Source organism: Bacteroides sp. AF39-16AC, from assembly GCF_003602735.1.
Classification (GTDB): domain Bacteria; phylum Bacteroidota; class Bacteroidia; order Bacteroidales; family Bacteroidaceae; genus Bacteroides; species Bacteroides uniformis.
The window spans coordinates 439,841-454,175 of record NZ_QTLN01000002.1 but is presented as its reverse complement, the minus strand read 5'-3'; the positions used below and the strand labels follow the sequence as shown (position 1 = coordinate 454,175).

Annotated in this window: 11 protein-coding genes; 9 read left to right on the top strand and 2 right to left on the bottom strand. The window is 45.9% G+C overall.

The features are described from left to right. Positions 1 to 16 precede the first annotated feature (16 nt). A complete protein-coding gene (locus DW039_RS04030; RefSeq protein ID WP_371682735.1) occupies positions 17 to 739 on the top strand; it encodes a LuxR C-terminal-related transcriptional regulator in 723 nt (240 codons plus the stop codon). A 2-nt stretch (positions 740 to 741) separates the two neighbouring features. Here DW039_RS04030 and DW039_RS04025 read toward each other — a convergent pair whose 3' ends face one another. Beyond that, on the bottom strand, positions 742 to 1,326 hold the full coding sequence (locus tag DW039_RS04025; protein ID WP_117703366.1) for a nucleotidyltransferase domain-containing protein: 585 nt from the start codon (positions 1,324 to 1,326) through the stop codon (positions 742 to 744). Between the two features lie 127 nt (positions 1,327 to 1,453). Here DW039_RS04025 and DW039_RS04020 point away from each other — a divergent pair, with 127 nt between their 5' ends. Beyond that, positions 1,454 to 3,514, top strand: coding sequence for a 3'-5' exonuclease (locus DW039_RS04020; protein ID WP_117703367.1), 2,061 nt, complete (start codon positions 1,454 to 1,456; stop codon positions 3,512 to 3,514). A gap of 286 nt (positions 3,515 to 3,800) precedes the next feature. Here DW039_RS04020 and DW039_RS04015 read toward each other — a convergent pair whose 3' ends face one another. Beyond that, on the bottom strand, positions 3,801 to 5,090 hold the full coding sequence (locus tag DW039_RS04015) for an MATE family efflux transporter (protein WP_117703368.1): 1,290 nt from the start codon (positions 5,088 to 5,090) through the stop codon (positions 3,801 to 3,803). Between the two features lie 627 nt (positions 5,091 to 5,717). Here DW039_RS04015 and miaA point away from each other — a divergent pair. The 7 genes from miaA to DW039_RS03975 all read left to right on the top strand — a co-directional run bounded on the left by miaA (position 5,718) and on the right by DW039_RS03975 (position 14,293). After that, the gene (miaA, locus tag DW039_RS04005; protein WP_005835499.1) at positions 5,718 to 6,635 is read left to right on the top strand and encodes a tRNA (adenosine(37)-N6)-dimethylallyltransferase MiaA; all 918 of its coding nucleotides are present in this window, start codon (positions 5,718 to 5,720) and stop codon (positions 6,633 to 6,635) included. Positions 6,636 to 6,701: 66 nt separating this feature from the next. Further along, positions 6,702 to 7,628, top strand: coding sequence for a diacylglycerol kinase family protein (locus DW039_RS04000; RefSeq protein WP_005828845.1), 927 nt, complete (start codon positions 6,702 to 6,704; stop codon positions 7,626 to 7,628). A gap of 23 nt (positions 7,629 to 7,651) precedes the next feature. Further along, positions 7,652 to 8,452, top strand: a complete 801-nt coding sequence (gene kdsA / locus DW039_RS03995) for a 3-deoxy-8-phosphooctulonate synthase (RefSeq protein ID WP_005828848.1) — start codon at positions 7,652 to 7,654, stop codon at positions 8,450 to 8,452. A 103-nt stretch (positions 8,453 to 8,555) separates the two neighbouring features. Continuing rightward, a complete protein-coding gene (locus DW039_RS03990; RefSeq protein ID WP_005828850.1) occupies positions 8,556 to 11,384 on the top strand; it encodes a pitrilysin family protein in 2,829 nt (942 codons plus the stop codon). An 83-nt stretch (positions 11,385 to 11,467) separates the two neighbouring features. Next, complete coding sequence (locus DW039_RS03985) at positions 11,468 to 12,955, top strand: DUF5687 family protein (RefSeq protein ID WP_005835497.1); 1,488 nt, start codon at positions 11,468 to 11,470, stop codon at positions 12,953 to 12,955. A 25-nt stretch (positions 12,956 to 12,980) separates the two neighbouring features. Continuing rightward, positions 12,981 to 13,784 (top strand): ABC transporter ATP-binding protein, encoded by an 804-nt coding sequence (locus DW039_RS03980; RefSeq protein WP_005828854.1) that lies wholly within the window; start codon positions 12,981 to 12,983, stop codon positions 13,782 to 13,784. Then, entirely contained in the window at positions 13,781 to 14,293 is a 513-nt protein-coding gene (locus DW039_RS03975; RefSeq protein ID WP_005828855.1) for a C40 family peptidase, read from the top strand. Before DW039_RS03980 ends, DW039_RS03975 begins: the two co-directional genes overlap by 4 nt. Positions 14,294 to 14,335 lie beyond the last annotated feature (42 nt).

The following is a 14,335-nucleotide window of genomic DNA, read 5'->3' as shown; positions in this document are numbered from 1 at the left end:
GTGGGGCACTTTTTAAATGTTGTTCCGGGTCCCTTTTCAAGTGTTAGCTACATGGAACAAGAAAAGAATATCCGTGCAAGCGTTCTCACAAATGAGTCAGAGCTGTATTTTTACAGTTGACGTATTTAAAGAGAGATACGATTTTGCATCCGACAGTTTTGCCCATCTTTTCGGATACAATCCCACTTGGATAAAGACAATCAGGCAACAAGGCGATTTACTGGAAGAGAGAATACACCCTGATGACAGAATGCAACTCACGGAATGCCAAATCGAGCATGGACAGTTCATCTACTCACTCCCACCGGAAGAAAGAAATGACTACCGGCAAATATTTCAATTCCGTATGTTGAATGCACGGCAACAGTATATCAATGTAAGTAGCCGGCAACAAGTCATAGAAACAGACCGGAATGGTAAAGCCTGGATAATCATGGGAGTAATGGACATACTTCCCGACCAGACCCCTATCGAAAGAATCAAACGGACGGTGGTGAACAGAAAAACGGGAGAGATGCTTCCAACATGCACTGTTTCTCCCGACAAACAATTATCCAACCGGGAGAAAGAAATATTACGACTCATCCGACAAGGTTTTCTAAGCAAGGAAATCGCTTACCAGCTGGGAGTGAGCATCTATACTGTGAACAATCACCGGAAAAACATCCTAAGCAAGTTAGATGCCAACAATATAATGGAAGCCATCCATATAGTAGAAAATCTTGGCATCTACCTCTAAGATTACGGAAGCCAACCGAGACTGTCCGCCAACTGATTTGTTTTGCGCCACTCTTCAAGCTCCTTATAAGTGCGGACACCTCCCGTAAAGACAGCATGATAAATCTCTATACCTGGAATCGTTACACCATCCGGCACATCGAATTTGATTTGCAATATCGTTTTCCTAATTTCAGGAGTAAGGCGCTCCGCAATAGCGGCAGTCACCTTTTCTACAACACCATCATACCTGGAACCTTTCCGGATGTGAATCATATCAAACTTCCAAGTATTCTGTTCTCTATCCTTATATAAAGCATGCCACTCCATGCACTCTTCCTCCGTATGGATAAGGTTCCTATATTGTATTTCCTGCAAAGGCAACCGTTCCGCAAGTTCCCGGATGACCGAAAAGCTCTCTCCTACATCCAACCTATCGGTATAAATATGGATATCTATATCCCTACTTTTCGCCAACAGCCCGGTACGGAGTGAGCCCACCAAATGAACGGTTGCTCCAATGCGCTCCCATGCTTCAATAATACGGGTATCTTCCAATACTTTCCATGCAGATTGCTGATTCTGCCTTGCAAGCTCATGAATGTCCATTTACCTCCACTTTTTTGAATGTGCAAAGATATAAAACTTCCCAGTATATAGCTATAAATAGCCATTTCCCTTCCCGATACAATACACTAATTTTGCACACTGTCTTATCTTTTAGCAACAACTAATTATGGCATTCAATCAAACAGAGAAACAAGAGAAAGAATATTTAAAGCAAATAATCAGTTTTCTGAAAAAGGTTATCGGTAATACCGACGCATCAGTGAAAGACCACGTCGACACCTTGGCAGAATACAAAGACTATATCTGGTCCAACAAAGACATCGACCCGCATGAGATACGCTCCATGCGCGAAAGCATCCTAAACCATTTTGCCTTGGGGGAAAGTGTAATCAACAAGCGTAAGCGGCTCACCAAGATACTTGCCATTCCTTACTTCGGACGAATTGATTTTTTGGAAAAGAAAGAAAACAGCAAAGTGATGCCTATCTATATAGGCATCCATACCTTCTATGACCCGGAAAGTCGAGCTACCCTTATCCATGACTGGCGAGCACCCGTTTCGAGCATGTTCTATGACCATGAATTAGGAGAAGCAGGCTATCGGTCTCCATCGGGAGAGATTAAAGGAGAAATTTCCCTAAAACGCCAATACAGAATTCGGGGCGGCAAAATGGAATTTATGATTGAAAGTGCCCTGACCGTCCATGACGACATTCTGCAAAAGGAGTTAAGTTCCAATGCAGATGACAAGATGAAAAATATCGTTGCCACCATCCAACGGGAACAGAACCGGATTATCCGTAACGAAGATATCCGCACGCTTATTATTCAAGGAGTGGCCGGCTCTGGAAAAACATCCATCGCCCTGCACCGCATAGCCTACCTGCTCTATACCTTCAGAGACAGCATCTCGTCAAAAGATATTCTGATTGTCTCCCCCAACAAAGTGTTTTCCGATTACATCTCCAACGTCCTCCCCGAACTTGGAGAAGAAACCGTGCCCGAAACCAGTATGGAACAAATACTCTCCGGAGTGTTGGAACACAAATACAAGTACCAAACATACTTCGGGTTAGTGAATGAACTGTTAGAGAAGCCATCCTCAAGCCTCATCGACAGAATAGCCTATAAAGCCTCTTTCGGCTTCATTTCAGAGCTTGACAAGTTTATCCTCCACATAGAGAACACCTACTTCAAGGCAGCAGACGTGAAGCTGACCAAATACATCACCATACCTGCCCCGTTTATTGAAGAACAGTACCTACGTTTCAACCGTTATCCCATACGCCGACGATTTGATGCTATGGCTGATTATATGCTGGATATGTTGAAAATACAATACGCCTTTACGGTAACCACCGCCGGCAGAAACCTTTTGAAAAAAGAAATCAGACTAATGTTTGCAGGCAATAACGACATTCAAGTCTACAAAGATTTCTTTAAATGGACAAATAATCCCGGAATGTTCAAAATGCGAAAGGGACATACACTCGAATACTCAGACTTGGCACCGCTGGCATACCTACACTTGGCATTGGAGGGAAGCGGGAACCAGCCATTCAGAGTCAAACATCTGTTGATAGATGAGATGCAGGACTATTCGCCCATACAGTACAAGGTAATACAGAAACTCTTTCCATGCCGGAAAACCGTGTTGGGCGATGCAGGACAGTCCGTGAATCCTTATGGCTCATCCACAGCAGAAACTATCCAAAAGTCACTTACTGCAAGTGAAATCATGAAATTGTGTAAGAGTTATCGTTCCACCTTCGAGATTACGGATTTTGCGCAAAAGATTCATCCTAACGCAGAGCTGGAACCGGTTGCCCGGCATGGAGAAAAGCCACAAATCCTGCAGTTCGGCAGTGCCGTAGAAGAACTGTCCGGCATTATGGGACTAATCTCCACTTACCGGAAATCCGGATATAAGTCTCTTGGCATCATATGCAAGACGGAGCAGCAAGCCAGGGAGATGGCAGACGTGCTGAAATCATATGCCAATGATATCAGCTTCCTATCAAGTCAAAGCTCCGCATTTGTGCAAGGCATCGTCATCACCTCTGCCCACATGGCAAAAGGGCTTGAGTTTGACGAAGTCATTATTCCACAGACGGATGAGAGAAATTACCGTTCGGAGATTGACAAGAGTATGCTTTATGTAGCTGTAACCAGAGCTATGCACCGCCTAACCTTGACATTTCACGAGGCAAGACCGACAACTCACTGATGATGGATTATTAAGGAAATCTATCCCAACAGCCTTGTACAAGATGCGGCAAGCAACGGCGTATCTCATCAATAGTGTATCTTTTCTTGCCGACAAGTTGGCAAGGTTTTGCCTCCTTCTTGGCAAGACTTTGCCACCGCATTGGCAAAACTTTGCCATCGGCTTGGCAAAAGTTTGCCAAAAGCACGGCAATAGGTTGGCAAAATTACTCTCTGATTGACAACAAGTTAAAACAATCATCACATCGGTAACATGAAAGATATGCCAAGTCAATTCCGCCAACGGTTTATTGTTTACTTCTTAAATAGAAAACCGATTGCAGTGCCAGCAAAATCACAAAAAGGTATTCTGCCGTTAAGTAAATAGCCAAGGATGCATGAGTGCAAGCGCTTAACCAATAAAGATACCCCAAATACACGACAGTGGTAGTCACTTGGAAAAGAAAAGTAATCCGGGTTTTACCGGTCCCTCCAACTGCGTTGAGATATACATAGCCTGGCAAGGCAAAGGTATAATTCAGCAACGTCACAACAAAAGGGATGAAAGCCTGCTCCGTCAACAGTTCGTTATCTGTATAGATTCCTATTATCAAGCGATTACAGCATACAGCTACCCCTATCAGTGGAAATCCAGCAGAATAGCCCAACCTCAGTATCTTACGGCAGATAATGAAAACAGCCCTCCTTTCTCCAGCCCCAATCGCATTACTGACCAGCGAACCCGTAGTGACCGCAAAAGAATTGACTATTACAAAAAAGACAGCAGATACACTTCGCGTAATATTGGAAATGGCTAATTCCGTTTTACCCAAATGTTCCACCGCCACAAAAAACAAGAACCACGGAGCCACGCTGATAAAGGCATGAAGCATGCTCCATACCGACAAGCTCAGCACATCCACCAACAGCTTTCCGTCATATACCGGTTTCAATCCATATTTCCCTTTATCTATTTTCAGCCATACATAGAAAAGAAGCATCACCAAAGAACCCATCTCTGCCAGAGAAGAAGCAATGGCAGCTCCCGATATTCCCAGTCCTCCAACAATTATCAGAATATAATTCAAAGGAATATTAATCACTATTGCAACGGCAGCAGCCCACGATAATGCCCGAGTGCATGTTATTCCCACAAGAAAAGAACGGATAACCAAAAACGGAAACGAAAACAGCAAACCGAAACTGCGCCAGTCCAAATATTGAATTACAGCCCGATAAATCTCCGGCGAGGAAATCAACCTTCCCAATATGAAAGGAGAACTTGCCTGCATCAGCAGACAAAGCAAAATGGCCAATCCCGATAAAAAGAAGAAACCTTGAAAAAATATCTTCCCAGCCTTACCATAGTCACATTCTCCATTCCTTCGGGCAATCATCACCTGCAATCCGATACTAAACCCAAACCCAAGCATGTAGACCGCCAAATAATAAATCCCCGCAATGGCAGATGCTCCCAATTCCACCTCGCCAACGTGACCTAAGAAAACAGCATCGGTTATATTTATCAGCTGCTCCATCAAAATGCTCATCATTACCGGAAAGTTGATAAGCCATATCTGTTTATATGTATAATGCATTGCTCAACAATAAAATAGCACAAAACAACACACTGTACAAGTACAGCATGCCATCCTGCAAATTCATGAATAAAAGGATACACAATCTCTGTGGCAAACGGGTCATCGCTTGCCAGATAGCTGAATAGCTTTATCAAGCAGGGCTATTCGTTGAGCGTAGCTATATACAGAGCTTCATAAAAGGTGAATATGTTTGTTCATTCAAGATATAGTGCAAAAGTACAGAAAAAATGTGCCAAAGTTCAGTTTAGGGCATAAAAAAAGGAGTACCGCTGTACTCCAACCTTTGTTAACCTTAAATCTAATACTATGAAAAACACATTGCAAAGGTACGGACTTTTGGGACATTGACAAACTTTCCAAGAAAAAAAGCATGTTTCATAACACATTTTAATAAGATAAATGCTCGTTTTCACGTCCTTTTTCACTTTTTCTGCTTCAAAATAGAAAAGGAGGTATAGCATCACGTAAAAAAATAAGCAAGTTCTTTCCATTATACTCCCAGTTTGCATTATCTTTGCACTAACACGAAGATAAGCTGCACCTCAGCATAAAAAATGAACGAGTTCATTTTATTCTGCATTCGGTTTGCACTATCTTTGTAATGAGATTAACAAGAACTTATATATGCCAGACTATGATTTAATCGCCATATTAGGGCCTACCGCCTCAGGAAAGACTCCATTTGCAGCCGCCTTGGCCGCCGAACTCCATACGGAAATCATCAGTGCCGATTCACGGCAAATCTACCGGGGGATGGACCTGGGCACCGGCAAAGACCTTGCCGACTATACCGTCGACGGGAAACAGATTCCCTATCACCTCATCGACATAGCCGACCCGGGCTATAAGTACAATGTTTTCGAGTATCAGCGTGATTTCTTGAATGCTTACGAGACTATTAAACAAAAAGGTTGCCTGCCCGTTGTATGTGGAGGAACCGGAATGTATCTCGAATCAGTGCTGAAAGGCTACCGTCTGCTGCCCGTACCCGAGAATCCTGAGTTGCGCACCCGTCTGGCGGACAAATCGCTGGAAGAACTGACCGACATACTGAAAGGTTACAAAAGCCTGCACAATACTACGGACGTGGACACAGCCAAACGTGCCATACGAGCCATCGAAATCGAAGAGTACTATGCCCATACCCCAGTAGACGAACGTTCCTTCCCCCAGATGAACAGCCTCATCATAGGTGTGGACATCGACCGGGAATTGCGTCGGGAGAAAATCACCCGCCGCCTGCACCAGCGCCTGGAAGAAGGAATGATAGACGAAGTGCGCCGTCTGATAGAGCAAGGCATCCAACCGGATGACCTCATCTATTACGGACTGGAATACAAGTATCTGACACTTTATGTCATCGGCAAGTTGACCTATGAAGAGATGTTCACGCAACTGGAAACAGCCATCCACCAGTTTGCCAAACGCCAGATGACCTGGTTCCGCCGTATGGAACGGCGTGGATTTACCATCCATTGGATGAATGCCCGGTGGCCGATGGAAGAAAAGATAGCTTTTGTAAAGAAGAAGTTGGAAGGATGATGAAATGATAAAGTGACCGGGTGATTTAAATCGTAAATAGTAAATAGTCAAATTGTAAATAGAATCATGAGTGCAGAACCCGAAAAGTTGGGAGTGATATACAACCCCAAAGCCGGAACACGGAAAGTGCAGAAACGGTGGAAAGAAATCAAAGAATACATGGACAGCAAAGGTGTGCCTTACGACTATGTGCAGTCCGAAGGGTTCGGTTCGGTAGAGCGTCTGGCAGGCATCCTCGCCAACAACGGCTACCGCACCATTGTTGTAGTAGGCGGTGACGGCGCACTGAATGACGTCATTAACGGCATCATGCTTTCCAATGCACCGGACAAGGAGAATATAGCCATCGGCATCATCCCCAATGGTATAGGAAATGACTTTGCCGACTATTGGGAAATGAGTTCGGATTACAAGAAAGCGGTGGATTGCATTATCAACAACCGCCGCCGGAAAATAGACGTGGGTACCTGCTATTATTACGACGGTGAAAAGCATCTGACACGCTACTTTCTCAATGCCATCAACATAGGCCTGGGAGCCCGTATCGTGAAAATCACCGACCAGTGCAAGCGTTTCTGGGGAGTGAAGTTCCTCTCTTACTTCATGGCACTGCTATCCATTATCTTCGAACGGAAGCTGTACCGCATGCATCTCAAGATAAACGGCGAGCATATACGCGGACGCATCATGACTGTCTGCATAGGCAGTGCGTGGGGATACGGACAAGCGCCTAGTGCAGTGCCCTATAATGGCTGGCTGGATGTTTCCGTCATTTACCGTCCCGAATTGCTGCAACTATGGTCGGGATTGTGGATGCTTATCCAAGGGCGGATTCTGAACCATAAGGTAGTGATGCCCTACCGTACGCAAAAAGTAAAAGTGCTGCGTGCGCAAAATGCCTCTGTCGATTTGGACGGACGTATTCTTGACCGTCATTTTCCACTGGACATCAGCGTACTGCATGAAGCAATAACATTGATTATACCCAATTGAAAATACTTAATCAGTAACAACCTATGATTGAATTAAAGAATAATCCTGCCGGAAACTTCTTCCTACTGGCAGGTCCATGTGTCATCGAAGGAGAAGAAATGGCAATGCGCATTGCCGAACGTATCGTGACTATCACCGAAAAACTGCAAATCCCCTATGTATTCAAAGGGTCGTACCGCAAAGCCAACCGCTCCCGCCTGGATTCCTTTATGGGCATCGGCGACGAAAAGGCGCTGAAGATACTGCAAAAAGTGCACACCACCTTCGGAGTACCTACCGTGACCGACATTCATGCAGCCGAAGAAGCCACCATGGCTGCCGAATATGTGGATATTCTGCAAATTCCCGCCTTCCTCTGCCGGCAGACAGACCTGCTTGTAGCCGCCGCCAAAACCGGAAAAACCATCAACATCAAGAAAGGGCAGTTCCTCTCTCCGCTTGCCATGCGCTTTGCGGCTGATAAAGTAGTGGAAGCAGGCAATAGGAACGTCATGCTGACGGAACGCGGAACTACTTTCGGTTATCAGGATTTAGTCATCGACTATCGCGGCATCCCCGAAATGCAGACCTTCGGTTTCCCCGTCATCCTGGATGTAACCCACTCCTTGCAACAGCCCAACCAGACCAGTGGCGTCACGGGAGGTATGCCGCAACTTATCGAGACCGTAGCCAAAGCCGGTGTTGCCGTAGGTGTAGACGGACTGTTCATCGAAACCCACGAAAATCCCGCCGTAGCCAAGAGTGACGGCGCCAACATGCTGAAACTCGACCTGCTGGAAGACCTGCTGACCAAATTGGTCCGCATCCGGGAAGCAGTCAGATAAATTCCATTTATCCGGAATGGAATCCGAAAAAAACAACAGAAGTTGTGATTTATCCAAGGGCTGTCCGACAGATAGTTCAAGAACAATTTAAATTCATAATAATATGAAACATCTATTACGTGGTTTATGGATTGTAGCGTTAATTCTTTGCTGCAATTTTCAGCAGGTATTTGCACAGCAAATGCCGCCTATCCCGGTCGACAAAAATGTCCGTATCGGAAAGTTGGACAACGGATTGACCTATTATATCCGCAAGAACAGCCAGCCTGCAAACCGGGCCGACTTTTACATTGCCCAAAAGGTAGGCTCCATTCAGGAAGAAGCCGACCAGCGCGGCCTTGCCCACTTCCTGGAACACATGTGTTTCAATGGAACGACCCACTTCCCCGGTGATGCACTGAAGCAATACCTGGAGCGTATCGGGGTGAAATTCGGTGAGAACTTGAACGCCTATACTTCCGTAGACGAAACCGTATACAACATTTCCAATGTGCCGGTCACTACTCCGGGAGCCATCGACTCCTGCCTGCTGATTCTGCACGACTGGAGTAACGATTTGACCCTGGACCCGAAGGAAATAGACAAAGAACGCGGAGTCATCAACGAAGAATGGCGCACCCGTATGAGCGCCATACAACGCTTCCAGGAGAAGATGCTTCCAGTCATGTTCGAAGGAACGAAGTATGCCACTTGTTTCCCTATCGGAACGATGGAGGTCGTTATGAACTTCAAACCGCAAACTTTGAGAGACTACTATGAAAAGTGGTACCGTCCGGACCTTCAGGGTATTGTGGTAGTTGGCGATATAGATGTGGACGCCATCGAAGCCCAAATCAAGAAAATGTTTTCTGATATTCCCGCCCAGCCCAATGCTGCCAAACGCGAGTACTATCCGGTAAACGACAACAAGGAGCCTATTGTATTGGTTTATCAGGACAAGGAACAGTCCAATGTACAAGCCCTCATCTTCAACAAGCACGAAGCCACTCCTGACGAGCAGAAAGGCGACATGGGCTATCTGGTACAGAATTATGCAACCACGCTCATCAACAATATGCTGAATGCGCGTCTGAACGAATTGGTACAGACCGCCAATCCTCCTTATATATATGCCGCCACTTATGACGATGATTTCTTTGTTGCCAAAACCAAAGATGCCTTCACCGGTGTCGTTGTCTGCAAGGAAGATGCCATAGAAAATGGAATAGCCACTCTCCTGCGCGAAACAGAACGCGCCCGCCAATTCGGCTTTACGGAAACGGAATACAACCGTGCCCGTGCCGAATATCTGCGCCAACTGGAATCTGCTTATAACGAGCGTGACAAACGCAAGAATGAAGAGTACGTGGATGAATATGTCCGTCATTTCCTCGATAACGAACCGATTCCGGGCATCGAAAACGAATACGCCATCATCAATCAGATAGCTCCCGCCATTCCGGTTGCCGCACTGAACCAGATGATGCAAGCCCTCGTGACAGACAGTAACCAGGTAGTCGCAATTCTCGGTCCGGATAAGGAAGGATTGAAAATGCCGACAGAAGATGCAATCAAGAAGATTCTGAAAGATATTAAAGCTGAAAAACTGACTGCCTACGTAGACAAGGTGTCGGATGAACCTTTGATGGCCGAAGCCCTGAAAGGCGGAAAGATTGTATCCGAGCAGACAGATGATACATTCGGCACTACAACGCTGACACTCTCCAACGGAGTCAAGGTCATTATCAAGAAGACAGATTTCAAGGCAGACGAAATCCGCATGAAGGGAGTCAGCCTAGGCGGTAGTTCCCTGTTCCCCGACTCGGAAATCATCAACATCAACGGACTGGATGCAGTGAGTGTCGGTGGTCTGGGTAATTTCAGTGCCGTAGACCTGGAAAAAGTTCTGGCCGGCAAGAAAGCTTCCGTCAGCTATGGTATCGGTGACAAGACAGAAACCGTCAATGGCAGCTGTTCACCGAAAGACTTCGAAACAATGATGCAGCTCACTTACTTGACGTTCACCGCTCCACGCCGTGACGACGATGCCTTCGCATCCTACAAGAACCGCAACAAAGCTGCTTTGCAGAATATGGAAATGAATCCCCAGGTAGCGTTCAGTGACTCTGTCTCGGCCGGTATTTACATGCACCATCCCAGAAGAGCCAGAATAAAGGCGGACATGATTGACAAGATGGATTATGACAAGATTCTGTCCATGTATCAAGACCGCTACAAAGATGCCAGCGATTTTACCTTTATCTTTGTAGGAAATGTGAATGTGGAGGAAATGAAACCACTCATCGCCGAGTACCTGGGTTCACTGCCTGCCATCAACCGCAAGGAAACATTCAAGGACAATAAAGTGGACATGCGCCAGGGAGTTTATAAGAACGAATTCGTACGGAAGCAGGAAACTGCCAAAGCGTCGAACTTTGTCCTGCTGAACGGTGACTGCAAGTACGACCTGAAAAATGACATCCTGCTGAGTATGACCAGCCAGATTCTCGACTTGGTTTATACAGCCAAGGTACGTGAAGACGAAGGGGGCACTTACGGTGTATATGTAGGCGGCCAATTAAGCAAATATCCGAAAGAAAAGGCTCTCTTGCAGATTGTATTCGAAACCGCTCCGGCAAAAAGAGAAAAGCTGATGCAGATTATCTTTGCAGAACTCGACAACATCGCCAAAGCAGGTCCGTCGGAAGGAGACTTGAATAAAGTGAAGGAGTTCATGCTGAAGAAACATGCCGAAGACTTGAAGGAGAACAGCTACTGGCTGGGAAGCATTGACGAATACCTGTTCACCGGTATGAATCCGATAAAGGATTACGAACAGATTGTCAACAGCATCACCGTGAAGGACATCCAGAAGTTCACCGACGACTTGTTCAAGCAGAAGAATGAGATTGAGGTATCAATGATTAGTCCTGAAACTCCTGACAAAGAATAAGAGAGCCATACACACAGAAGGCTGCGTTGTTCGATGAAAGGCAGCGCAGCTTTTTTTATACAAACTCTATATATACAAATACTATGAGTCTTTTCTTAGATTTGCGCAAGCACGGAAAACTGGCAGAAAAACGAAATCCGATGTACGAAAAAAGTAAATTCGGAAAATTCTGGATGTACTTCATGTTTGTCTTCTGGGCCGGTTACCTGATATTCTTCGGTACGACCTTTGCATTCGCCTTTGACGGCGGTGCCACAGAAGCCTATCACGTAATGAATTCCGGATTGATATTTGTCCTTGTGCTGGATTTCCTGATACGCCTGCCTTTCCAAAAAACACCCACCCAGGAAGTGAAGCCCTACCTGCTGCTTCCCATCAAGCGGAACCGTCTTATCGACTTCCTGCTGATCCGTTCCGGACTGGATGGCTTCAATCTGTTCTGGCTGTTTCTGTTTGTTCCGTTTTCCATCATCACCGTCACCAAATTCTATGGAATCAGTGGTGTGCTGACCTATTGCATTGGCATCTGGCTGCTGATGGTATTCAATAACTACTGGTTCTTGTTGTGCCGCACACTGATGGGTGAGCGCATCTGGTGGCTGGCACTACCGGTAGTAGTATATGGTGGCATTGCCGCCGCACTATTCATTCCGGACAACAGTCCGCTTTTCGACTGTTTTGTCAATCTGGGAGAAGGGTTCATCACCGGCAATATACTGTCATTCATCGGTGTACTGGCTGCCATCGCCCTCATGTGGTTCATCAACCGCACCCTGATGCAGAAACTCATCTACAATGAACTGAACAAAGTGGAAGATACACGGATAAAACATGTATCCGAATACAAATTCCTCGACCGCTACGGCGAAATAGGCGAATACATGAGACTGGAACTCAAGTTATTGCTACGCAACAAGATTTGTAAGCGTTCGCTCTATTCCATCACCGGTGTAGTGATAATGTTCAGTAGTATCATTAGCTTTTCCGATGTGTATGACGGAGGTCTGAGAGATTTCTTCGTCCTTTATAATTACATTATCTTCGGCATCATGTTCCTCAGCACACTGATGGGTTACGAAGGCAATTACATTGACGGACTGATGAGCCGCAAGGAATCTATCTACTCGCTGCTGCGTGCCAAATACATACTGTACAGCATTGCATTGCTCATTCCTACGATTCTGATGATTCCCGGTATGGTTACCGGGAAGGTATCCGTACTCGGTTGCATTGCATGGCTGATATTCATTCCGGGAGCCGTATACTGCTGTCTGTTCCAACTGGCAGTCTACAACAACAAGACTACCGACCTGAATTCAAAGATGACCAGCCGGCAGAATATAGGCACCGGTCTGCAGAATCTGATTTCAGGAGGTGCTTTCGGCATACCTTTACTGCTGCTTTTTGCACTGAATGCCATCTTTGGCAAAGAGGTCACCCCCTGGATACTTATCGGCATCGGCGTGGCATTCATCGCCACTTCCAAATTCTGGCTGATGAATGTATATCACCGACTCATGAAACGCCGCTACAAGAATATGGAAGGCTTCAGGGACAGTAGACAGAAATAGAAATCATTAAACATCAACCACTAACATGATACGCATCAACAATTTACAAAAGAATTTCGGCACAAAAAAAGCCGTAGATATAGAGAACTACACCATCGGGCAAGGCGATATGCTGGGACTGGTAGGCAACAACGGTGCAGGCAAGACCACCCTCTTCCGGCTTATTCTTGACTTACTGCAGGCAGACCGGGGCAATGTAACCATCAATGACATTGACGTCAGCAAAAGCGAGGACTGGAAGAACTTCACGGGAGCCTTTATAGACGACGGTTTCCTGATAGACTACCTCACCCCCGAAGAATACTTCTACTTCATCGGTAAGATGTACGGTCTGAAGAAAGAGGAGGTAGACGAACGCCTGCTTCCCTTCGAACGCTTCATGAACGGCGAAGTGATGGGGCAAAAAAAATTCATCCGCAACTATTCTGCCGGAAACAAGCAGAAAATCGGCATCATCTCCGCTATGCTACATCACCCGCAACTGTTGATTCTGGATGAACCGTTCAACTTCCTTGACCCCAGTTCACAGTCTGTAATCAAACACTTGCTGAAAAGATACAATGAAGAGCACGGAGCCACCGTCATCATTTCCAGCCATAACCTGAATCACACAGTGGACGTTTGTCCACGTATTGCATTGTTAGAAAACGGTGTTATTATCCGCGATATACGAAATGAGAACAACTCTGCCGAGCAGGAATTGGAAGCTTACTTCAACGTCGGTGTGGAGGAAGAAGCCGTGGTAGAAGAAACGGTAGTAGAAGCAGCCGTAGAAGAAATAACGGAAAAAGAAGATAAAACGGTAGAAGAAAAAAATTCGGAAGCATGAAAAAATATCTTTCTTATATAGTAGCTCTTACCATCATATTGATAGGTCTAAGTTCCTGCCATACTTCCGCGCCACGCCTGGACTACAAAGCCCTGGCGCAGGCATCCGTCCGTTTGGGAGTGGATATTGAACTGCAGGACAACCACAAGCTGTACATCCATGCCTCCGAATGGATAGGCACCCCCTATCGTGCAGGCGGTGACAGCAAGCGTGGAACGGACTGCTCCGGACTGGTATCGCAACTGTATAAGAAAGTTTACCACACCCGTCTGTCGAGAAGCACAGACGGGCAACTGAAAGAGAGCAGCAAAATCTCCCGCCGCAACTTGCGTGAGGGAGATTTGGTGTTCTTCACCAGCCGTGCTTCCCGCAAAAAAGTAGCCCATGTGGGTATTTACCTCAAGGACGGCAAGTTTATCCATGCCAGTACCAGCCAGGGAGTCATAGTCAGCAACCTCCGGGAAAAATATTACACCCAACACTGGCTCTGCGGAGGAAGAATAAAATGATACTAATTTTTCCCCTTCTTGTGATTTTCTTTACTCTTTCCC